The following is a 22112-nucleotide window of genomic DNA, read 5'->3' as shown; positions in this document are numbered from 1 at the left end:
AGCGACCCCGACTCATCCTCGACAGCACCGGAGTCACTGTCCACCTCCGTTGTAGCGCCTCTCGGGCGAGCGCGTGCAGGATGAGCTGGGCTCGGCGACGAACCTCGACGGGCATATCGATTCGAGCCGGATAGTCGATCAACTCGCGAATCGCAGCGTGCGGCTTCCTGATCTGGGAAGGAAGAGCCACCGCCACGGAGGGTGTCTCATTTTTGGGCCGGTGTGTCGTCGACCGAGGGGATGTCGACGTCGCGGGCGTTGCTGTTTTTCCTGCCAAGCAGTTGCGTCGATGGTTCGCTCAATTCTCCCGTCGGCACATCGTCCGGATGGTGACCTTGTTCGAGGTACGCGCGTCCCTTCGCAGTGACCGTAGCGCTCCAGCGTCCTCGCCTGCGTTCCAACTCGATCAGCCCGCGGTTGGCAATGGCAACAGCCGACGTCCTGGAGTCCGGGGATGGAGCGGCGTTCACATCCGTGCCCCCCGTGACCCGGCGCAGAGCGCAGAGCAGCGAGCTGGGCATTGTTGAGTGAAAGGCTCGCGCGACCAGTCTGGGATGGGGCGTTCAGCCCTGCCAGTGCTGCCCCTTCGTGCAACCCCTCTCATGTCGCTCGGTAGACCGGGCTTCGCTTGCGCGGCGTGAAACCGAGCCCTGCGAAGCATCGAGTGAACACCAAGTGAACGCTCCGGGATCGAGCAGACGTCGGGGCACCTCGCGATGGCCAAAATGCGCAACGAGTGGGCGCGGTGCAGTGCAAATCTCGCTCCTCAAGTGCTGGAGCTTGAGCGGAGCGCGTGTAGCCCAGGAGAGCGGCTCTGCGGTGGTCCTGAGAGCGATCTTTCATGCTGTTATGTTTTCGCTGAACGTGAGCGGTGGGACAGCCATCGCGCGTCACCGGGGGAATCATGCTGCGCAACCGCATTCTGTTGATGACTATCAGCTTCGTCGTGGTCCTGATAACTGCTATCACTCCGGTGCATTCTTCGGTCGCCTCAACTCTCGCCGGAAAATGGGAAATCAACTTCGAGAAGTTGCTGGCGCCTGCAGGGTGGGATGCCCGAAGCGTAGATCAGGGAGCATTGTCCGCTGAGGAAGTACTCAAACTTGGTTTAGCGGACATCACCTCCCCTGAGCCCGCGGTTGCTATGCCCGTCGGCGATTACAGTGCCCTTCAGCCTGCGACTGGCCCGATTCAGTCGGTTACGCCTACCGCAGCGCCGACCGCGCCTTCCAACTCGGAATCATTGGCCGAGGAAGTGAAGGGAATGGATGCCGTCGAACGTTCGGAGTACTCAACGACTTTCCAGGACGACGACGGCACCCGTGTCGACAAGACGTCCACGGAACCAATGAACGTTCGCGTCGGCTCGTCCTGGGAGGAAGCGTCAACGGAGCTGAAAGCGCAGGCTGACGGCTGGACGGTTGAGAAACACCCACTCGCGCCAACTTTTAGCTCGGATGCCGACGATAAGGAATCCCTCAAGGTAAAAGTTGCCGAAGGGTCCTTGGCATTCGGTTTGACTGGGATCGACGGCGGCGAGCCTGTGGTGACCGACAGCGATTCAGGGATCCGCAACCGTCTTATCTATCGTGAGGTCACTTCTGGAGCGGACCTCGAATACGTGCTCTCGACGGGCTCCGTCAAGGAAACCTTGATTCTCCGCGATGCCAGTGCCAGCCGAACACGCTTCGTCTGGAACCTTGGTGCGGAGGGCTTGATACCTCGTCTCGAGGCCGACGGTCTTGTGAACATGGTGGACGACCAAGGCGACATCAAGCTGCACATTCCGGCGCCTGTGGCGTGGGACTCGGCCGGGGTTGCAGAGGAGAAGAGCGACGCCGTTACAAATCCGGTCGTGGAACTGGTCCACGCAGGTGGGGGAGACTGGTCCTACGTAATCAATCTCGATCAGTCCTGGCTGAACTCCTCAGAACGCGTTTATCCAATCTACGTTGACCCCTCCGTTCAGCGTGGCCCCGCCTACGTGAAGTCGTTCAAATCGGACGGAACCGTCTACTACAATCAGTCGCACGTCGGTAACACGCAGCAGCCCCAAAACATTTATTGGCGCTCTTTCATTCGCTACCCATACGATTCGATCCCAGGGAATTTTATTCACGAAGCGCAAATCGGGATTGCATATGACGGGTACGGGTCGACTCGCTCATTCGGTGGGGCGATCTATCACGCGAATGGCGAGTGCTACTCCTGTACGGGATACGGGCTTGTCGCCAACTATAGTGTGGGCAGCGACTCGACGTGGACGTCTGGGTTGGGAGTCTCCCAAAAGCTGGTTGATCGTTTTGCGATGGGTGACACTGGCATTTCTTTCATCATCACAGGCGATGAAGGCTCGACATACAGTCACAAACGGATCACGTCTCAGATGTTCGTCCGTTATTGGCCATTCCCTTCAGCCTGGCAAACTTCCCCTGCCGACGGCGCGGGTGGTACAAGTCTGACGCCCACCCTGCAGCTGGGGGCGTCAAACCACTCCCCGTACTCAGGTCTTAGCTACTGGTACAAGATCTCCTCGAACCCGGACATGAGCGGCCCCATCTGGGAATCAGGCTGGACGGGAGCATCGGCTCTCACCGTGCCCGACGACGTCCTCCGACCCGACACCCGTTACTACTGGCAGGTCCGCACGGTCGACGGACACAACGGACACCTCGGGCAGAACACCGACCGATGGAGTGGTGCATGGTCCTTCACCACACAGAAGGTGCCGCCCACGCCCCCCGAGTCGAGCGGGTCGCCCGGGAATAGTGCGGGCCAGCCACAAATGGTGACGACGCTCACTCCGACCCTGCAAGTCGATGCAGTACAGGATGCAGACGCAGTTCCCGCAAACGGCCAGGTGCGATACGAATTCAAGCTGGCGACTGGAGCGGATGGAAGGACGGGGTCTTTCTTCAGCTCGGGCTTAGTTCCCGCGGGCGCAGATGGCAAGGTTCGATGGACGGTGCCCGAGGGAACTCTGCAGGACGGCGGCGTATACAGCTGGATCGTTCAGCCCCACGACGGGCTCTCTCAGAACCGATGGCCGACCTGGACGAAGCGATTTAAGGTAGACCGCCGGCTCGGGTCGTCCGGTCCTTCACCGTTTGACAAAGTGGGCCCGGTTATGGTCAACCTTGCAAATGGGAACGCGAACGTCTCCTTCGAGTCACCGACCGTCCAGACGCTGGGCGGGCCGATGGGGATGTCGTTCGTCTACAACTCACAGGCGGTCCGGTCGAGCAATTACGGTCTGACTGGGCAGTATTTCGATGGACGCACCCTGGGCGGTACCACGCCAGCCTCGGCCGGGGAGTACACGTTCGATGGTAAGCAGCCGCTCATGTCTCGAACAGACTCGAACGTGTCATTCGACTGGGCAGGAGGATCACCTGGGCCAGCGATTCAGAATAGTGACCACTTCATGGTGCGTTGGACGGGCTACATCCGCCTACCGCAGGGCTCGGGCAAGTGGCGCTTCGGTCTCCGCCACGACGATGGCGTGCGACTACGAATCGATGGTCAATCCGTCATGGACAAATGGGCTCCCTGCGGCTGCGGGCTCGAATGGAGCGGAGACTTCAATTTCGGTACGGCGCAGATGCCGATCTCGCTCGAATACTTCGAAGCAACGGGCGGCGCAGCCGTAGAACTATGGGCCGACGATCCAGACGATGGGATTGCCCCGGTACCGGTACCGTCAAACTGGCTCACGCAAAAGCCGACAATCCTCCCAGAGGGCTGGGGCGCCTCCACACCCATGCTGGGAACAGCGAGCGCTTGGTCGCGCGCAGCAGTCTCGGAGTCGTCGATCGTCCTGACGGATGCGACTGGCGCTGTCAAAACGTTCGCAAAGGGTGCAGGAGGCTACTCGCCTCCTGCCGGTGAATACGGAACAGTCAGTCTCGATTCCGCGGGGAGGGTGGTATACAGCGGCCCAGACGGTGTCGTGTATCAGTTCAATGTAGAGGGGCGAGTCCTTTCTTCAACACCCCCGTCCGACGCCCTCAAACCCGCCGCGCCGATCAGCGTCTACGACTCAAACGGGCGCATAGTCGAGCTTGCCGACCCCGTATCCAAAAACGGAACCTCCTACGAGCGAAAAATCACATTCACCTACGCGAACAACGGATCCACGCCCGCGTCGAGCAACTGCCCCTCTCTTGAGCCGAGCTACTGGCTCGCACCGGAAGGCATGCTATGCAAGATCGGTTATCCCGACTCGTCCGAGACGCGTCTCTATTACGGGCCGAATGAATCGCTGTGGATGATCGACGACCCAGGCGGCGAAAGAACCTGGTTTGGCTACCAAGACAGGATGCTGACGAAGATTCAGGACTCGGTCACATCTGATTTCTTCGCTAGTCGAGCCGAGCCAGCTAACTTCGCGCCCCCTCAGGTCACTATCTCTTACTCAAACAAGAAGGTCGTGGCGGTAAGCCTCCCGCCTGCGGATGGAAAAGCGCAAAGCCAATCCAAACTTTATTCTTATGACACGGAGATTTCGCGAACAACCGTATATTCGCTGGGCAGTCAGAAGAGTGTCACATACGACTCATTCTGGCGACAGACGCGCACCGACGAGGGCGTTGAAACCACCCAGACGTGGGACCCCACGAAGGATCTGGTACTTGCGAAGACGACCCGTGACCTTCGTGAAACCAGCGGTTATGACCCGGCGACCGACCGTCTCACCGATGTGTGGGGTCCCGCCCCAACGTTGTGCTTCCAATCGGACAACAGGCCCGTCTCCAACCCCCTTGGTACTCTCGGTTGCGGTATCACGCCAGCGCACACAAAAACGTCCTACGACGACGGCGCGTTCGGGCTGCACGCGGCGTATTACACCGAGAAAGCGAACACGGCTTATCTAGGGGGATCCCCCGTTACATTCAGCATGGGACTGAACGGGAGTTCCGGAGGAGCCATCAATTCATCCTGGGGAGCCAGCTCTCCCGCAGCGGGAGTCAGCGCGGACAGGTTCTCAATCAGGCTCACCGGACTTATCACGTTCCCTCAATCAGGTATCTACAAGCTGGAAACGGTTGCGGACGATGGTGTACGGGTCTGGATCAACGATGCACTGAACATCGACAAGTGGCAGGGCCAGGCGTCCTTCACTAACGCTGGGGAAGCGATCACTGTGACGGCCGGTGAGACAAAGAGGATAAAGGTCGAATACTACGAGAACACAGGCGCCGCCTCTCTCCAGCTCCGCTGGTATCCACCGGGGAGCACGACTGCCAGCGTTGTACCCGGAACGCAATTGCGTCCGGATTATGGCAACGCCACGCGCATCACGACAGATGACTCGGCACCGGGTGGATCGTCCGGTACAACCGCAAATCAGGTTGGCAACATGAGCGTCGACTCGCAGTTCGCTCACCCCTGGCTTGGGCAAGCGACTTCGACGGTGGTCGACCCCGGGGGACAGGCAATGCGAACGTCGGTTCAATACGAGCAGCCGTCAGGCGGTGGATGGCTGCGCCGCACGAAGAAGATTCTGCCGGGAGCCAACTCAGGCCAGGCGCCCACCACAGCCGCCACGACGCACGAGTACTGGGGGGACCTTGAAACAGCGCCAGCAGTATGTGGGGCAGGCGGCGTGCGGCAATACGGATTCCAAAAAGCAACGGTCGGGCCAGCCGGATCCTCAGCGGCCGCGGTGCGCACCGAATACGTTTACGACATCATGGGGCGACCGATCGGCTCCCGCAAGAGCGGCGATGCTGCCTGGTCGTGCACTACCTACGACGCGAGAGGGCGCGTGGTAAAGCAGACCTTCAACGGCGCCACAGGCCCGCAACGCACCGTATCCACCACCTACTTCGTAAGCGACGGCGGAGCACGAATCGTTGTAGAGGACGACCCAGGCACAGGAACCGCAGACGTCACAAGATTGACGACAGATTCCAACTTCCTCGGGCAAGTGACTCGATACCGCGATGCGCTCGGTACTACCACCGTCTCGGAATACGAGCCGCTGACTGGACGACTTCTCGCGTCGGCGACGAGCACTACTGAGGAATTGACCGAGGTGCCAAAGACGCAGCCAAAATACTCCATCAGTGAGGTGTACTGGGAGGAGCAACTTCAGGGTTCATACCTCGCTAAGGAAGCGCAGGTTGGAGGCTCAGGTGGACTGTCCGAGCGAAGCTTCGATTGGGACTGGGGCGACGGTTCAACATCGCAGGGGACCGTCGTGTCCCACAAATATGCATCGAAGGCCGACTACGTGATCACCGCGTCAGTGTCGGATTCCGAAGGCAGGAACGCGAAGGTGTCCTTCCGGCAAACGCTTCCTGCCACGCGCAATTACGAGCCGGGAGACTGGTCCACAAGGAGCTACCAGAACGATGTTGCGGGGGACGGCCGGACCGTGTCGGTGCGTAATCAACCATGGATGCCAGCTTCAGAGTGGGACTGGGGTGATGGGTCGCCCCGGTCGACAGGCACCGTTGCCACGCATACCTACCAGCAGCCCGGTCGCTACACAATTACGCAGGTCATGGGCACATCGACCTTCAGCCGGCAGATCGACGTGCAGGAGAGCTCAGCCGCCGACATCACACGTTACGCATACGAACGTGGCGGTGGCGGCCAGGTGAAGTCTGTTTTCCGCAATGGCCGTGAGCTTGCTAATGCGACATACGCTTACGACGGCAGCCTAAAATCCGTTGTCTACGCCGGAGGGGCGACATTCAAGGTCCTCTCTCGCGACCTCGCTGCGCGGCTCGATGGGACGGAGTGGACCTTCCCACAATCGGAGACCATCACCACGAAAGTCGTCCGATCGCAAAGCGGAAAGATTCTAAAGAGCTTCGTCAAGCAAGGCACCCTTCAACACGACTACACCTACGGGTACGATTCGGCGGGGCGTCTCACATCGGCGCAAATTCCCGGTCACAACTTGACCTATGGGTATGCCGCATCGGGCGGGTGCGGCATTAACCCTTCCGCAGGAGCTTCCGGAAACAGAACGTCGCTTACGGACGTCTACACCGCTCCCGGAGCTGCTGCAAAAACCACCGACACGAAGTACTGCTACGACTGGTCCGATCGTCTAACCTCCACTAACGTCACAAACCCGGTCGCGGGGGCCAATACAGTTGCTGACGGATTATCGAGCAGCGAAATAGCGTACGACGCTCGAGGCAACGTCGTTCGTCTCGCGGACATGACTTTCACCTTCGATGCCGCGAATAGGCATGTGAAGACGGCGTGGAACGACGGCACCGTCATGACGCTGACACGTGATGCGACGGACCGCGTGATCAAGCGGGTGCTCGACCCGGCAGGAAGTCCTCCGCCAACCACAACGACGTACAGGTTCGCAGCCGGTACCGGGGGAGTGTGGGCAACTGACGCTGATGGTTCTGCACGACAGTTCCGGGCGTCTCTTCCCGGCGGCGTCACCGTGGCTCTCTCGTCCGCTGGGGAGGAATGGACATACCCGGGCATCGGCGACCATGCCGTGACGAGCTCCGACGGCAAGAAGACGACTGGACTGCAGGCATACGACCCCTTCGGTCAGCCGCTCGACGCATCCACCCTCGCCATCGGAACGTCGTCCGCCGATGACCGAGCAACGAGCTTGGGTACGACAGGATGGCATCAATCAGCGAGCAGAGATGCTCATACAGTCGGAACAACAGCCGTGCTCGAGATGGGTTCACGACTGTACGTGCCCGCCCTGGGCAGGTTCCTCAGCGTCGACCCGGTGGAAGGAGGATCCGACAACGCCTACTCCTGGCCAGCTGATCCCATTAATCAACACGACCTGTCAGGCAACTTTGCTCACGTGCTGTTGGTCGTGCTGTACGTGATCGCGGCAATCGTCCTCATGATCGCCTACCAGTACCTCCTCCGTAATCCACCTGCAATTCCCTGGACACGCTTTGCGATGCCGCAGTTCCCCAAGCCAAATGCCACCCCAAAACCGCAAACAAAACCAATTCCGCAGACAATACCAAAGCCCCAGTTCACGACCTATCGCTCTTCCGAGAAGTACATCGTGTACGAAATTTACAAAAACGGAAGTGGCGAAACGTGGAAGTATGGAATCTCAAGTGGCAATCCGCTAGAGAACAGGCCGCAAAGCCAAATCGGCAAATGTGGTCGGGACGATCGGCCGGAGTCGGGCCCCTGCTCCTGGCGGAGGGTGGCGGAGACAACCGGTTACTACAATGCTCGGGTCATCGAATACGGCCTGATCGTTGACTACGCGATCGAGCACGGCCACTGCCCGTACGGGGGGTGCAAGTAGGGTGACAGCCATGCGTGATTTCCCCGAACAGTCTGCTCCGGTTCCGGCTGCCGTAATCGCCAATCACGGGTTTCGCGCGGACGGCCGTCTTGCTGGACACGCGGCGCGGTTACAAAAGCGGGATAAAGGGCGCCTGCGTGAGTATGTGTTGTTCGCGCAGTCGCTGCCCGAGGCTCAGGACATCGCTGCGGCCAGCGGGGCTGAGCTCCTGGACACCTTTGTTATCAACGAACCCCCTTCCCTTGGCCCGACCGTCGTCTCTGACCAGATCGTCCTAGCCAACGCGACCGATGCCCCTGAGCGGGCTCGCTCACTGTCAGCATCCCTTCGAATGGAAGGGCGCACCGACAGGCGCGCGGTCGATGTTATGGGAGACGAACAGTTCTGGCGCGTTTTAGCTGTGACAGACGCCTCGCCAACCCCCTTCTACTTCGCGACGATAAGCGACCGGCTGAACAAGTTGGGTCGACCCGACCGACAGGCGTTTCAGCGTGCGTTCCGATACAAACTCAGGGCGCTAGACGACCCACGCTGGAACCGCGCGGAGGCGAGTGATTCTTTGGACGCTTCCCTCGCGCTCCGCTGTGAGGTTGTCGCTGCGGGTGAAACTGCCTACTTTCAGTCGTTCCAGTCGCCGGGAATCTCTACTCGATACGCGGACGACCGCTGGCTTGAGCTAGCTAAATTGGTGGACTCTGTTGGTTCAAAGTCAGCGCAGACGTCGGCGGTAGACATACGATCTGGGTCCAATGAAGAGAATTGGTCCGCTTGGTCGCAGCGAATTTTGCCCGCCGACCGTCATATTCCGAGCCCAGGGGCGTTCTCAGAAGCAACTCAGAGAGCGCGCGCTCGAGTCGGCCCATGGTCTCGCCGAAGTATGGCGGCATTCGTTGGCTATGCGACCGATGGGAGCGCCTGCCGACAGATCGTGGGCGTACTTATGAGCGCTAATTTGACACTGGCGCGGATCGAAGCAGAGCTGTTTCTTGGTTCCTTCTTGCGTGACCCATGGCGGATACCGTCGGGCATATCGGTGGCGTTCCCGGGAATCGACGGTCCGACGGCGGGCGAGTTGCTTGCGTCGTTTCATGTCGGCGGGGCTCGTGGTACCGAGACGACCGGCGCGACTGTCTAGACATCTAATCTGCGGTGCGATCGGACGGTTGCTTGCCATTTACGTTCATTGTTAGCTCAAGGAGCGACTGCCCGAGCCCTCGTTGCCGGTCTGCGGTCTCGTAGAGAACTCGTCCTGAGTTCTCGGCCGCACCCGTCAAGGAGGTGACCCGCCCACATGAGCGAGTCCAACGTCAACACCCCGCCCGCCTCGGCTGCGTCCGCCAACGGACTCGGCTACGGCCCGATCAAACCCCTCGCGGTCAAACTCAACGAGTCCACCCGCACCCAGCTGGACATCATCGCCCAGTTGCGCGACCGCAACGTCACCGACGAGGTACGGCTCGCCATCGACGCCTGGATCGAGCGCGCCAAGGCCGACCCAGCCCTGCAACAGCTCGCCCAGAGCGCCCGCGAAGAGATCGAACGCGAGGCAGCAGGCAAACGCGATGCCATCGCCGCCATCTTCGACGCCACACCGGCGCAGAAGACCACGCGTGCGAAGGCCGCCACGAGCTGACGGTTCCTCTGACCCGGCGGCCGGCTTGAGCACGTCCATTCCAGGACGCTGTTCGCCGGCCGCCCCCTCACCCCCGTTCCGAGCGATGAACGCTACTCGTTTGTGCTCTGCGATTCCACGAAAACCACCCCGGTTCCCGGTCGCACGTACAAAGGAGGAACACCACCATGGTGCAAGGCATCATCATCCCGGCTGACGATAAAGCTCCGCTTAGGGCCGCGACGTTCGAGAAGCCGGAGGACTTCGACCGAGCTGTCGACGAGTGGGCCGAGGCAGTCCACATTCCACACGTCGGCGTCAGGATGCATCTAAACCTAGAGGGATCTAATCGCCAGTTGTCTTACAACCGGCGCGCAACGTTCCTTTGGTGGTTTTACATCCCGGGTGTACGAGGGGAAGCGCGGCTCTTGGGGGACATCGTGCTTGTTGGACTCGCCCACAATGAGGAGGAGAGTGCCGACCTGACCATCGAAATTCGGCGACAACTGCTCGAACCCGGCGTCTATCGAGTTCGGAGCCGAGAGCGAGGTGGAGGTCGGTGGCACGAGGAGCCGATCGACCGCGACGATTATCTCGAGACGGTCATCTGGGCGACGCTACTGATGGAGATGTCGTCGGCGCTGGAGGTGCAGATCGCGTGCATCGGATATGGCGGCGGCGCGCGTAAGCCTTGACGATGGGGCGGTGGTCAGATGGATGATCGCCGCCCCTTTCTTGTCGACCTGTGTCCGCTTGGTCCACGCGGCAGTCATCCGTACCTAATCGGCAAAAACGGTCCTCGCTGCCGACGCAATATTGTCGAATGCCTCTTTGACGTTTCGGATGTGGCCGTATGCAATTTCCCTGGCTTCCGGTGCGCTTGGGCCGGACCTCAGGGCATCCCCAAGCGACATGGCTTCGATTGCTTGCTCCGCGCGCGTAACGAGCTCGAGCAGTTGGGAGTCTTTTGTTTCAAGTCGTATCTTCGACATGTTGAGCTTCGCGAGCTGCATCGCATCGCCCGAGGTTGATGCCGGTGCGGTGGTGGTCCAATCCATGAGCGACTGCTGTCCCCATGTCTCGCGCGCAGTCATGATGACGAGTGTCTCCATCACCGACGCCCAGTGGTGTATCGCATGAACCATCTCGGCGACGAGACTTCTCAGCTGGCGGTCTCGATCTAATCCACGGGTAGCTTCGGCCTGCGTAGCCGCACCCGCGAGGAGGCGCTCCTGCAGCTGCTCGATGTCATGCCTCTTTGCGCGGTCAGTGAAGCCAGACTGGCGGACGAAAATGGTGCCCTCTGTCACTTCCGGGCCGCGCGCAGGCTGGAAACTCTTCTGTAGGAGCGCAATGCGATCGCCGGGGCGGGGAGGCTCAACGGTCACGACGAGTATCTGCTGACCACGGAGGCCAACCGTGCGCGTGTCCCAAAGCGGCCAACTATTACCGGCGTATCTGCCGATTGAGTTTGCAACGGTCGCGCTGTCAGGCACGATTTGCCCGTGGAGGTGTCCAGGTTCGACGCCAACAAGAACGTACCCCACGCCTTCAAAGTGGGACTGGGCGGCCGCGATAGGACGGTTGGCCATGCCAAGTACGGCACGTCCAATTGCAAAGCCGGCTTCCGGTGCCAACAGATTTGCGTACTGCGACTTCCACTCGATTGATCGACTTTCGTCGCTCGAGTCGGCCGAGAGGACTGCATCCGCCAGGTGCGCCAACTGGTCATGTGTGCGGAGCGCTCGACTTGAGTCGATGTTGAGCACCACGTTCTAAGAGTGCCTCAAGACGTGCCCGCGAGGTACTGCGAGCATCCCGTGTCGTGGTCGACTGTTGGGCGTGCCGGCCGTTAGCGAAAGCGGCGGATCTACTGCCGCGGTCCGGCCATCGGGTGAGTACTTCGACTGCATCGTCTCGAATACACGAAGCAGGCCGGTCGAACCACGATCGAGCTGGTCCCAGAGGTCTTGGCTAGATTGAATCCCACTCATGCGGCGAGCTCCTTTTGGCCGAGGTCGAGCTGGTACACGGTGACAAGAAGTGAAGCCATAAGCATCACCGCCACGATGCAGTTCCGATCGTTGACTTGGTCTTCGCCAAGACGGTGAGAGACCACATGACGGGTCAGATGGGCGGGGCGCGGTTTTCCTGACAGAGGGTTCCAGTCGTCGTAAAACAGAACGAGCGGCGCTCGGGCTGCCTGCTCGAGCATCCGCGAATAGGGCGTGTCCATCGTCAAGACGTGATGCTTGGCGACTCGTTGCCGATCGCTGACCCAGTGGAGAGACTCTACGACGCTGTGCACCACTTGTACCGCGGAGATTGCCCCGACCTTCCAGTAGCCATCGTGACATGCATCGAGCACCTCGCGCGCGATCGGAAGGACCGAATTCAGGACCGGATCGCAGAGATCATCGAGCCAGTTCGAACAGTCCTCGAGGATCTCATCGCGGTGCTCAACGAGCACCTCAGACCGTTCGTCGCCGTCCGTCGCGTTGAGCAGAAGCGTCAGCACGTCGACTCGAGGAACCCAGGCAGCCGGGATACCGTCACGGTTCACCACTTCAAGCAGCTCGGGAAGGCGGTCGTGAACATCATCAGGCCAGTTGTCCGGAACGCGCAGGGGCTTCGTAATCGAGTCCCAGTCGAACGACCGAAACAGTTCCAGGAGGGGCTGCAGCGTTGCTGTCAAGTCAATCTGCGGTCGAACCCCGGTGAACAAGTCCGTGCGGAACCCGCCAAGCATCTTGGAGTAAACAGGAAGTCCCGCGACCAGCGCCCCCTGGGCGCGCGTGATTGCGGCGATGCCGGTCTCCGGTATGAGCGACGCGTAGTTCGATTTCGGAATCGAAACCGCAGAGCCTGACAAAGCTATGAGCGTGCCGAGCCTGGACGAGATGCTTCGTGTGCTCGCGATCGCAGCGATTGCGGTCGTATCAATCTTCAACGTCGAGGAAGCAATGTTCGACACTGGCAAGAGTGCCGAAAAGTCGAACTTCGGCATCGATGCCGTGTACGCAGCGAGTATCGACGGCACATCGGTTCCGAGTGCCGTAGAAGCGCGAAGGTGACTGTTTGCCTGCGGTGTGTTCTCATTGTCGCCAGATGCGACGATGGGGTCCGTGGATGTCATCTGGATCCTCCCAACCTTATGTAGCACCCGTCCCGGTCTCTCGAATGTCTGAATGTCCGAGCGTCTTGGACCTATTGGAGCACCAACCTCCGACATTGCTCAGGCGACATCCCGCAGCGGGACCGTCGTTCGCGGTGAGGCAAACCCGCTCGAACCTGGATGGACCTCACGCGGATACGATCGGCGCATGCCACGCTATGAACCGATCATCCCCGAGGGCCAACACCTCGGAGCCTCACACGAGCACGACGGTGCCGTCACAGGGCACCTGTTCGACGAGGACAACAAGCTGCAAGGGCACGCAGCGTGGCGGCTCGTTGACGACGAGCCCGACGATTCATACTCAGCCCGTTACGAAGGCTCATCGACTCGTCCGCTTACGCGAGAAGAGGAGGAGCTGATCGAGCAGATCACGGCCCTCGTTCTCACCCTGATCGTCGTTGGAGCACAGCTCGCAGCACCGCACGTGCAGCGATGGTGGGTTGAGACCGCACTACCCGCAATGAGGCAGGCATGGAGTCGCGTGACTTGTCGGGCAACTCCGACAGCAGCCGGGACCGTCGACCCGGTCGAACTCCAGGAAGTGCTCGAGGCTCAGATCGATGACGAACCGCAGTCTGGCAGTGCACTCGCAGTGGCAGACCCGGTTTTCACGATGAGTTCCGCGGAGTGGGCCGAGCGATACAGGGCAATGGTCGCTGCTGGGCGGTTCCGCGATGAGCAGGCTGAGCTTCTCCGGAGGGCGAGGATGATAGATGACGCCGCGACCCAACGGTACGTACATCCCCGGTGGAGGGTTCGGCGACTGCGCGGAATCCGCTTACATCCACATGGGCAGTCAGGACGGACAGGCCCCCACCGCGAGTCTGTCGGGAAAGCTCGTCGACACGGGCGTCCGTGAGTTCGCGGCGGGAACCCCCACGTTAACGGAAGATGGACTCATCGCTACGTACACCGTGGCCCCCGGTGACACCCCCGCCGCGATCGGCGACCGGTTCTGCATCTGGAACGGTATGTCCCTCACCACGCTCAACGGCATCCCGGGCAGCACCGCCATTCAACCCGGCCAGGTGTTGGTGCTCGATCCTGCGGCGGTCCCGGGTTTCGTCTTCGACTACCCCTACGACGACTGAGCCGACGCCGGGACCGGCACGTGGCATCCGGTCTCAGGCGCCCTTGAACGTCCGCAGCTGCGCGAGCAGCCTCGGCGTGCTCGCGTCGAAGCGCGCGCCGCCCATGAGTACGCCGCCCGCGAAGACGATGACGCCCCAGACGAGTCCGATCGCGAGGGAGACCCAGCCGGCGTCCGTCACCCCGAAGAAGATCGCCATCACGGCAGGTACGACAGCGGGCTGCGCCAGCACGGCGACCAGGGCCCAGCAGAGGAAGAACGCCAGGAACATCGTGAACGTCGAACCGGGCACCCGCTTGAAGGGCGAGTCGCCCGGCGCGGGTGTGGGTACGACGAGCAGCGCCGAACTGACGGCGCTCACGCCGAGCCCCACGAGCGTGAGTCCCATCGAGCCGCCGACGACGGCGGGAAGGAGCTGCCATTTGTCGGCGATCGCCAGTGTCACCACGTCGGCGAGCAGCACGAGCGGCACGCTCACGGTCGCCGAGCCCAGCATGCGGCCGAGGCGATCGGCACGCCCCCGGATGCCGGTCTGCAGCACCGTGGCGAAGGCGGTGCCGTCGTACGAAACATCGGTATACGCCAGGATGCCGGCGAAGAAGCCCACCAGCAGGCCCGAGGCGGCGAAGAACGGCCCGTCGAGGTCGCCGCGCGAGTAGACCAGCACGAGGACGGGAGCGAAGGGGATCAGCAGCAGCTGCCGCAGGTAGCGGAAGTCGCGCGTCCACGAGGTGAGCGAGCGCGCCCAGGTGGCGCCGACGGGGTTCGACGGCATGACGCCGAACCAGCCGAGCGACCCGGAACGGCGACGGGTGGCCGCGCGGGCGGGAGGACCGACGACGGATGCCGACAGGCTCCGCTGCCAGAGCCACCAAAGCACCGCGAGGGTGACGACGGCGATCACGAGCTTCAGCACACCCGTGATCCAGGCGCCCGCGGCGAGGTCTCCGGGCACGGCCCACGCGGCGGCGATCGGCGTCCACGACAGACCCGTGACGAGGGCCTGCATCTCAACCCCCTGCTCGCTCGCCGAGACCAGAGCGCCGGTGATGCCGATGAAGATCGGGCTCGCGAAGATGACGAGGACGAAGCCGACGAGGCCGATGATCTCGCGGGTGCGGCGGCCGCCGCCGATGCCGGCGGCGAGGGCGGCCACCGCGCGCGAGGCGACGACGCAGATCACGACGCCGAGCGGCACGCACACGAGCGCGGCGACAGCCGCGACCGGGTACCGCGCCCACACGAGGAACACGGCGAGCGAACCGACCGCGGTCGTGATGCCCGGCACCCCCGTGAGCCCTCCGACGGTGATCGCGACCATCATCTGCCGCGTCGTCATCGGGAAGGGCGCGAGCTTGGCGGGGTCGAGGGTCGTATCGAGCCCCGCGGCGAAGATCGGGCCCACGACCCACCCGAGGGTCAGCAGCGCCCCCGCGACGGTGATCACGGACCGCGCGATGTCGAGGTCGAGCGTGCCGACGAAGAAGAGCCCGACGCCCGCGAGCAGCAGCATCCACAGCGCGCCGATCACCCCGAAGATGAAGCCGACCATCTGCATCGGGCTCCGCATCAGGGTGTTGCCCAGGACGCGGAACCGGATCCTCAGGACTGTCGCAACCACTGCGGCCCCTCCGCGTGGTGGCGTCCGCCGACCAGCTCGACGAAGCGGTCCTGCAGGGTCTGTGCGCCGCGGACCTCGTCGACGGTCCCGGATGCCAGCAATCGGCCCTGCGCGATGACGGCGACGTGGTCGCACATGCGCTGCACGAGGTCCATCGAGTGGCTCGAGACGATGACCGTGCCGCCCGAGGCGGTGTAGCCGCGGAGGATGTCCTCGATGTTGGCGGCAGAGACGGGGTCGACCGATTCGAAGGGCTCGTCGAGAACGAGCAGTCGCGGGGCGTGCACGAGGGCGCAGGCGAGGGCGACCTTCTTGGTCATGCCCGCGGAGTAGTCGACGACGGGGGTGCCTGCGGCCTCGGTGAGGTCCATGATCTGCAGCAGGTCGGCCGTGCGGGCGCCGACCTCGTCACGCGTGAGGCCGAACATCATGCCGGTGTAGGTGACGAGCTGTTCGCCGGTGAGCCGGTCGAAGAGGCGCACGCCGTCGGCGAGGTTGCCGATGAGTCTCTTCGCCTCGACCGGGTGGGTCCAGACGTCCACTCCGTGGATGCGGGCGGTGCCGGCATCCGGTCTCAGAAGTCCGGTCGCCATCGACAGCGTCGTGGTCTTGCCCGCGCCGTTGGGACCGACCAGGCCGTAGAACGACCCGGTGGGGACGGTGAGGTCGAGACCGGCCACCGCGACCTTCTGCCCGAAGTGCTTCGCCAGGCCCGCCAGCTGCATCGCCGGAAGCGAGTCGCTCGAGGTGGGCGGGGCGACCGCCTCGGGCAGAGCGGACGGCGGAGGAACGTCGCGGGGAATGTCGGTCACGTCCCGAACCTATCGGCGGGCGGCGGGGCGATCCCAGCCCCGCCGCGGAACTTTTCGTTCTCCGTACCGGATGGCGTCGACGACCTCCGCTCGCACGGCGACGGCCGTCGTGCCGCCCGCGGGAATCGCGGAGGCCGCCCCGTCCACCCGGATGGGTATCGCCCGGGGCGGTTCAGTGCGGGTCTGCGGCGTTGAGCTGGCGCACCGTCTCGGCGTAGCGTCCCTCGGCTTCGGCCCGGCGGAGGAACCCGAGACGCTCGACCTGCACCTCGGTCACGTCGGGCTGCTCGCGGAGGATCGTCATCACTTCGTCCGCGAAGTCCTCAAGGTTCATGGCGAAGGAGCTCTCGCGCTGCCCGGGCAGCAGGTCGGTGGCGACCGACGGCGGTTCCAGTTCGAGTACCGAGACGCTCGTCCCCTCGAGCTGCAGACGGAGCGACTCGCTGAAGAGGTGGATGGCGGCCTTCGTCGCATTGTAGGTGGGGGTTGCGCGCAGCGGCACGAACGCCAGACCCGATGAGACGGTCATGATCGTGGCATCCGGTCGGCTCTGCAGGTGAGGGAGCAGGTGCGCGATGAGCCGCAGGGGACCGAGCACGTTCGTCATGACGGTCTCCTCAGCGGATGCCAGGACCTCGGGGCCCGCGGTCCAGTCCTCGACGCGCATGATCCCCGCCATGGCGATGACCACGTTCAGGTCGGGGTGACGACGAACGACCTCGGCGCTCGCCGCGCGGATGGACTCGGCGTCGGCCGTGTCGATGAGGACGGTGTCGAACCCGCCCGCGGCCGCGACCTCATCGAGACGCTCCCGGCGCCGCCCGCCCACGACGACGGTATTGCCGGCGTCACGAAGTCGTTCGGCGAGGGCCAGGCCGATCCCGCTCGTAGCGCCGGGGAGGAAGACGGTGTTTCCGGTGATGTTCATGGAGGCCAGTCTCGAACGCCGCGGGCGCGATGACCAGGGCTTCGCCATCGCGGGATCGCCGGTACCTGTAGAACGACGGATGCCACGCTCCCGAGCGTTCTGAGAACGACGGGGCGTGGCATCCGATGACTTCTGCGGTTACTCCTTCGGCGGCGAGACCACTCGAGGCGCGGTCGGGCCGAGCGGGGCGCCCGTGCCGACGCGCGCGTGGCTCCGCGAGTAGGCGAAGTAGATCGCGAAGCCCAGGGCCAGCCAGATGAGGAAGCGCAGCCACGTCTCGACCGACAGGTTGAGCATGAGGTAGGTGCAGATGAGTGCAGAGAGGATCGGCAGCACCGGGCTCCACGGCACACGGAAACCGCGCTTGAGGTCGGGGCGCTTCCGGCGGAGCACGATCACGCCGATCGAAACCAGGACGAACGCGGAGAGCGTTCCGATGTTGACCATCTCTTCCAGCACGCCGATGGGTGTGACACCGGCCACGATCGCGACGATGACGGTGACGAGGATCGAGATGACCCACGGGGTGCGGAAGCGCGGGTGCACCTTGGCGAGGGCACCGGGGAGCAGGCGGTCACGCGACATCGCGAAGATGATGCGGGTCGCACCGATCATCAACGTCAGCACCACGGTGGTGAGACCGGCGACGGCGCCCGCGGCGATGACGGTGGCCATCCACGTCTGACCGTGGAATGCGAAAGCGTTGGCGAGGGCCGCGGAGGGGTTGAGCTCGGAGTAGGGCACCATGCCGGTGACGACGATTGCGACGGCGCAATAGAGGATCGTGCAGATGATGAGCGAGGCGATGATGCCGATCGGCAGGTCGCGCTGGGGGCGCTTGGTCTCTTCAGCCGTCGTCGCCACCACATCGAAACCGATGTAGGCGAAGAACACCAGGGCGGCGCCGGCCAGGATGCCACCCACACCGAAGGTGGCGGGCTGCAGCCCAGAGAGGAATTGCAGGAGCGGCTGGGTGAGCCCGGATGCCGACTCGGTCGGCACGGAGTCCGGAACGAAGGGGCTGTAGTTGGCCGGGTTGATGAACATGATGCCCGCGATGATCACGAAGAGCACGATGAAGAGCTTGACGGCCACGAGAACGAGGTTCACCCGCAGGGATTCCTTGATGCCGAGGGTCATCAGCCCACCGAGCACCAGGACGAGCAGGATCGCCGGAAGGTCGACGACACCGCCGTACGAGATCTCCGGGGGAAGGATGATTCCCAGCTGCTGGAGGAAGGTGCCGAGGTAAGCACTCCACCCCTGGGCGACGACGCTCGCGCCGAGGAACATCTCGAGAATGAGGTCCCACCCGATGATCCAGGCGAACAGCTCACCGAGAGAGGCATACGAAAAGGTGTACGCCGATCCCGATACGGGGACGGTCGAGGCGAACTCGGCGTAACACATGGCCGCCAGACCACAGGCGATCGCCGCGATGATGAAGCTGATCACCACGGCGGGACCGGCGACGTCATGGGCGGCTCGACCGGTCAGCGTGAAGATGCCCGCACCGATCACGACGCCGACGCCGAAGACGGTCAGGTCGACGGCGCTGAGGGATTTCTTGAGGCGGAACTCGGGCTCATCGGTGTCGGCGATGGATTGCTCCACCGACTTGGTACGGAAAAGACTCACGCGACGCATCCTCTGTCTCGAGTGGGTCCTGGGAGCGAACACCACCCGTGGAGGATAGTCCCCCGACGGCGGTCGTGCCTATCTCGCGGCGCGCTGGACACCCGGTGCTTTTACCGGAGAGGACTTATGCGGGAAATTCATTGAATGCGGGTGTAAGGTTTTTCGTATTATGGCTATGAAGCACATCACGCACCTCGTCGACGACCTCGACGGCTCCGTTCTCGAAGACGGGCAGGGAAAGCAGATCACCTTCTCCGTCGAAGGTCGCGCTTACGAGATCGACCTCTCCGACCGCAATGCCGACAAGTTCTACTCGGCGATCGCTCCGTTCGTGGATGCCGCTCGCTCGGTGTCCCGTGGCAATTCGGCCGCGCGTCGGCCCCGGGCCGCTCGCCGTTCGAATGACGTCGATCTCGGAGCCGTCCGGGAATGGGCGCGCGCGAACGGCCACACGGTCAGCGACCGCGGCCGCGTACCCGCCACCATTCTCGACGCGTACGCCGAGGCGAATTCCTGATCTTCGGTCCCGATCCTCTCGGCCGGATGTGAGAGCACCGGCCGAGAGGATTCCTACGTTCGCCAGACCGTCTCGACCAAAGCCGCCGAACCCGCAGGGAATCGCGGAACGGCCGGTCGGCGGTCGGGGCCGGTGAAAGCAGGCGAGCTGACGGGTGAAATTTGAAAGCGCGGCCCGGAATGCGCCTCGTCGGCGGCATATGGTCGCGGCATGGCGAAAAAGCACATCACGCAGACGATCGATGATCTCGACGGATCGGTCATCGAAGACGGAACCACTCTGACCTTCTCTCTGGAAGGGCGTTCCTACGAGATCGATCTGTCTCCCCAGAATGCCGAGATACTGCGCGACGCGTTTCGGCCGTTCATTTCTGCCGCACGACCGATCGGGTCGTCTCCGGCCACCCCTCGACGCACTCCCCGGGGACGCGCCATTCCCACCCGAGATTTGATCGACGTGCGATCGTGGGCGCAGAAGAATGGTTTCCCCATCAATGATCGGGGACGCATCTCCGCTACCGTTCTCGCGGCCTACGACGCCGCTCACTGACGTTCTCGAACAAAAGAACCGGATGCCGCGCGAGCGGCATCCGGTTCTTCTTCTTTCCCGCCGCGATCTAGACGAGCGCGGTGCGACCTGCGCCCGCGGCGAGTCGCTCGGCGGCGAGCCCCTCCGCAGCGGCGAGCGGTGTCACGCCCCGGGTCGCGGCTTCGTCGAACACGCGACGGACGGTGTCGCCGATCCCGGCGACGCGACCCATGATCTCGTCGAGAGTGCCGCGCTGCTTGGCCACCAGGTCGAGATAGATGACCCCTCCGGCGTTGACCACGAAGTCGGGGGCGTAGAGGATGCCGCGGGCCGCGAGCCGGTCGGCACCGGAGCGGTCGGCCAGCGGGTTGTTCGCGGGGCCGCACACGGCGCGGGCGTCGAGGGCGTCGATCACCTCGTCGGTGAGGACGCCGCCGATGCCCGCGGGGACGAAGACATCGGCGGGGATGAGGTGCGCCTCGCTCGGCTCGACCCACGACGCGCCCAGCTCGGCGGCGAGGGCGCGCTTGGCGGGGTTCACGTCGGTGACGGTGAGGACGGCGTTCTCGGCGGCGAGGCGCTCGGCGAGGCGTCCGCCGACCTGCCCGAGGCCGGCGATCGTGATGCGGCGATCGGCGACGTCACGCGTGCCGACGGCGCGTTCGAGGGTCGCGATGAGAGAGGCGTAGACGCCGAGGCTCGTCGGGCCCGCGGGCTCGCCCGAGCCGCCCACGGTGTCGGGCAGGCCGACGACGTGCGGGGTGCGCTCGCTCACGACGAGCATGTCCTCGGTCGTCGAGCCCACGTCTTCGGCGGTGCGGTACAGGCCACCGAGACTGTCGACGGCGTCACCGAGGTCGAGGAAGGCGGCTCGCCGCCGGTCGGGGTCGAGCACCGTGCCCTCGGGAAGACCGATCACGGACTTGCCGCCTCCCGCGTCGAGACCGGCAGCGGCGTTCTTGAGCGTCATCGCCGCCGAGAGGCGGAGAGCGTCGCCGAGCGCGTCGGTCCACGAGGGGTACGTCCACAGGCGCGCACCGCCGAGAGCGGGGCCGAGGACCGAGGAGTGGAGCGCCACGGCGACGAGCAGACCGCTGCGTCGCCCCGTGATCACCTCCACGCGTTCGTGCGTGAAATCGGGCAGGGGCAGAGCGTTGGTCATCGCGTTCCTTGTCGTCGGCCGCCTTGTGGGCAGCGCTTGTCGGGGGCCGCGGCGTTGCGGCATCCGGCATCCATTCTGACGGGTGAGGCGGTCGGATGCGAGTGCAGCGACGGGGAGCCCGGACGGCGCCACACCATACGACCTCGAGCGGATCGTGTGACGGCGGGCGGGGGAGGGGGACACGCAGACGGACCTAGGCTGGGCGGCATGTCCGACGCCCTCCCCACCCGCAGTCGTCTTGTCGCCGCGTCCCTGCAGGCCGCGGAAATCGACGGTCAGATCGTCGTACTCCCCGATGCCGCATCCACCGCGGCCCTCGCGGCCGCCGCCCTGGGGGTGGACGTCGGGGCCATCGCGAACAGCCTTGTGTTCTGGAGTGACGACGAACCCCTGCTCGTCATGACCAGCGGTGCGCACCGCGTCGACACGGGGGCTCTGGCCCAGCGGCTCGGGCGCGGCGGCATCCGTCGTGCCAGTCCCGCACAGGTGCTGGCCGCCACCGGGCAGCCCATCGGGGGAGTCGCGCCGACCGGGCACCCGCATCCACTGACCACGATCGTCGACGAGGATCTCGCCGCTTTTCCCGAGATCTGGGCCGCGGGCGGCACCCCGCACACCGTGTTCCCGTTGACGTTCGCCGAGCTCGTGCGGCTGACCGGCGGTACGGTCACGCGGGTGGCGTGAGGTCGCGCGGCGGTCGGCTGTGGCCCCGGGGCCATGGGGGATGCCCCGGGGCCATTTCTGGTGCCCCGGCGCGAGG

16 protein-coding genes are annotated in these 22112 nt (G+C 63.6%); 8 read left to right on the top strand and 8 right to left on the bottom strand.

Annotation, left to right across the window (positions count from 1 at the left end; all coding sequences use genetic code 11):
- Nucleotides 1-206: 206 nt before the first annotated feature.
- On the bottom strand, nucleotides 207-521 hold the full coding sequence (locus tag OVA17_RS00610) for a hypothetical protein (protein ID WP_267787567.1): 315 nt from the start codon (nucleotides 519-521) through the stop codon (nucleotides 207-209).
- A gap of 383 nt (nucleotides 522-904) precedes the next feature.
- Here OVA17_RS00610 and OVA17_RS00605 point away from each other — a divergent pair, with 383 nt between their 5' ends.
- The 4 genes from OVA17_RS00605 to OVA17_RS00590 all read left to right on the top strand — a co-directional run bounded on the left by OVA17_RS00605 (nucleotide 905) and on the right by OVA17_RS00590 (nucleotide 10573).
- Nucleotides 905-8266 (top strand): PA14 domain-containing protein, encoded by a 7362-nt coding sequence (locus tag OVA17_RS00605; protein ID WP_267787566.1) that lies wholly within the window; start codon nucleotides 905-907, stop codon nucleotides 8264-8266.
- A 10-nt stretch (nucleotides 8267-8276) separates the two neighbouring features.
- Nucleotides 8277-9401 carry a hypothetical protein gene (locus tag OVA17_RS00600; protein WP_267787565.1) on the top strand — a complete coding sequence of 375 codons (1125 nt, stop codon included), beginning with the start codon at nucleotides 8277-8279 and terminating at the stop codon, nucleotides 9399-9401.
- A 156-nt stretch (nucleotides 9402-9557) separates the two neighbouring features.
- A complete protein-coding gene (locus OVA17_RS00595; protein ID WP_267787564.1) occupies nucleotides 9558-9899 on the top strand; it encodes a hypothetical protein in 342 nt (113 codons plus the stop codon).
- 167 nt (nucleotides 9900-10066) lie between these two features.
- The gene (locus tag OVA17_RS00590) at nucleotides 10067-10573 is read left to right on the top strand and encodes a DUF3846 domain-containing protein (protein WP_267787563.1); all 507 of its coding nucleotides are present in this window, start codon (nucleotides 10067-10069) and stop codon (nucleotides 10571-10573) included.
- Between the two features lie 84 nt (nucleotides 10574-10657).
- On the opposite strand, the gene OVA17_RS00585 is transcribed toward OVA17_RS00590, so the two are convergent.
- Both OVA17_RS00585 and OVA17_RS00580 read right to left on the bottom strand, forming a co-directional pair.
- Nucleotides 10658-11650, bottom strand: coding sequence for a hypothetical protein (locus OVA17_RS00585; protein WP_267787562.1), 993 nt, complete (start codon nucleotides 11648-11650; stop codon nucleotides 10658-10660).
- Nucleotides 11651-11868: 218 nt separating this feature from the next.
- Nucleotides 11869-12885: a hypothetical protein gene (locus OVA17_RS00580; RefSeq protein WP_267787561.1), complete on the bottom strand. Its 1017-nt coding sequence runs from the start codon at nucleotides 12883-12885 to the stop codon at nucleotides 11869-11871.
- 884 nt (nucleotides 12886-13769) lie between these two features.
- On the opposite strand from OVA17_RS00580, the gene OVA17_RS00575 reads away from it, so the two are divergent.
- Nucleotides 13770-14147, top strand: a complete 378-nt coding sequence (locus OVA17_RS00575; RefSeq protein WP_267787560.1) for a LysM peptidoglycan-binding domain-containing protein — start codon at nucleotides 13770-13772, stop codon at nucleotides 14145-14147.
- 33 nt (nucleotides 14148-14180) lie between these two features.
- On the opposite strand, the gene OVA17_RS00570 is transcribed toward OVA17_RS00575, so the two are convergent.
- The 4 genes from OVA17_RS00570 to OVA17_RS00555 all read right to left on the bottom strand — a co-directional run bounded on the left by OVA17_RS00570 (nucleotide 14181) and on the right by OVA17_RS00555 (nucleotide 19145).
- Nucleotides 14181-15767 carry a hypothetical protein gene (locus OVA17_RS00570; RefSeq protein WP_267787559.1) on the bottom strand — a complete coding sequence of 529 codons (1587 nt, stop codon included), beginning with the start codon at nucleotides 15765-15767 and terminating at the stop codon, nucleotides 14181-14183.
- Complete coding sequence (locus OVA17_RS00565) at nucleotides 15749-16492, bottom strand: ABC transporter ATP-binding protein (protein WP_267789331.1); 744 nt, start codon at nucleotides 16490-16492, stop codon at nucleotides 15749-15751. The genes OVA17_RS00570 and OVA17_RS00565 overlap by 19 nt, the downstream gene beginning before the upstream one ends.
- Before the next feature lie 259 nt (nucleotides 16493-16751).
- Nucleotides 16752-17507 carry an SDR family oxidoreductase gene (locus OVA17_RS00560; RefSeq protein ID WP_267787558.1) on the bottom strand — a complete coding sequence of 252 codons (756 nt, stop codon included), beginning with the start codon at nucleotides 17505-17507 and terminating at the stop codon, nucleotides 16752-16754.
- 138 nt (nucleotides 17508-17645) lie between these two features.
- On the bottom strand, nucleotides 17646-19145 hold the full coding sequence (locus OVA17_RS00555; RefSeq protein ID WP_324289904.1) for an amino acid permease: 1500 nt from the start codon (nucleotides 19143-19145) through the stop codon (nucleotides 17646-17648).
- 175 nt (nucleotides 19146-19320) lie between these two features.
- On the opposite strand from OVA17_RS00555, the gene OVA17_RS00550 reads away from it, so the two are divergent.
- Together OVA17_RS00550 and OVA17_RS00545 are read left to right on the top strand one after the other, a co-directional pair.
- Nucleotides 19321-19662 (top strand): histone-like nucleoid-structuring protein Lsr2, encoded by a 342-nt coding sequence (locus tag OVA17_RS00550; RefSeq protein WP_307455613.1) that lies wholly within the window; start codon nucleotides 19321-19323, stop codon nucleotides 19660-19662.
- A gap of 210 nt (nucleotides 19663-19872) precedes the next feature.
- Entirely contained in the window at nucleotides 19873-20211 is a 339-nt protein-coding gene (locus tag OVA17_RS00545; RefSeq protein ID WP_210073916.1) for a histone-like nucleoid-structuring protein Lsr2, read from the top strand.
- A 67-nt stretch (nucleotides 20212-20278) separates the two neighbouring features.
- Here the strand turns inward: OVA17_RS00545 and OVA17_RS00540 are convergent, their stop codons facing one another.
- Entirely contained in the window at nucleotides 20279-21352 is a 1074-nt protein-coding gene (locus OVA17_RS00540) for a Glu/Leu/Phe/Val dehydrogenase family protein (RefSeq protein ID WP_267787556.1), read from the bottom strand.
- A 207-nt stretch (nucleotides 21353-21559) separates the two neighbouring features.
- Between OVA17_RS00540 and OVA17_RS00535 the strand changes: the two genes are divergently transcribed.
- The gene (locus OVA17_RS00535) at nucleotides 21560-22036 is read left to right on the top strand and encodes a YbaK/EbsC family protein (RefSeq protein WP_267787555.1); all 477 of its coding nucleotides are present in this window, start codon (nucleotides 21560-21562) and stop codon (nucleotides 22034-22036) included.
- The last annotated feature ends 76 nt before the right edge of the window (nucleotides 22037-22112 follow it).

Origin of the sequence: Microbacterium sp. SL75, from assembly GCF_026625865.1 — a bacterium.
GTDB lineage: Bacteria > Actinomycetota > Actinomycetes > Actinomycetales > Microbacteriaceae > Microbacterium.
The sequence above is the reverse complement of the archived record's forward strand: the minus strand, read 5'-3'. Positions and strand labels throughout refer to the sequence as shown.

Coding starts and splice junctions, on each gene's coding strand:
- OVA17_RS00535 (WP_267787555.1), top strand. CDS start 21,560: ATGTCCGACGCCCTCCCCACCCGCAGTCGTCTTGTCGCCGCGTCCCTG.
- OVA17_RS00575 (WP_267787560.1), top strand. CDS start 13,770: ATGACGCCGCGACCCAACGGTACGTACATCCCCGGTGGAGGGTTCGGC.
- OVA17_RS00565 (WP_267789331.1), bottom strand. CDS start 16,492: ATGCAGCTGGCGGGCCTGGCGAAGCACTTCGGGCAGAAGGTCGCGGTG.
- OVA17_RS00545 (WP_210073916.1), top strand. CDS start 19,873: ATGGCGAAAAAGCACATCACGCAGACGATCGATGATCTCGACGGATCG.
- OVA17_RS00610 (WP_267787567.1), bottom strand. CDS start 521: ATGCCCAGCTCGCTGCTCTGCGCTCTGCGCCGGGTCACGGGGGGCACG.
- OVA17_RS00595 (WP_267787564.1), top strand. CDS start 9,558: ATGAGCGAGTCCAACGTCAACACCCCGCCCGCCTCGGCTGCGTCCGCC.
- OVA17_RS00550 (WP_307455613.1), top strand. CDS start 19,321: ATGAAGCACATCACGCACCTCGTCGACGACCTCGACGGCTCCGTTCTC.
- OVA17_RS00580 (WP_267787561.1), bottom strand. CDS start 12,885: ATGCCGAAGTTCGACTTTTCGGCACTCTTGCCAGTGTCGAACATTGCT.
- OVA17_RS00540 (WP_267787556.1), bottom strand. CDS start 21,352: ATGACCAACGCTCTGCCCCTGCCCGATTTCACGCACGAACGCGTGGAG.
- OVA17_RS00590 (WP_267787563.1), top strand. CDS start 10,067: ATGGTGCAAGGCATCATCATCCCGGCTGACGATAAAGCTCCGCTTAGG.
- OVA17_RS00605 (WP_267787566.1), top strand. CDS start 905: ATGCTGCGCAACCGCATTCTGTTGATGACTATCAGCTTCGTCGTGGTC.
- OVA17_RS00600 (WP_267787565.1), top strand. CDS start 8,277: ATGCGTGATTTCCCCGAACAGTCTGCTCCGGTTCCGGCTGCCGTAATC.
- OVA17_RS00560 (WP_267787558.1), bottom strand. CDS start 17,507: ATGAACATCACCGGAAACACCGTCTTCCTCCCCGGCGCTACGAGCGGG.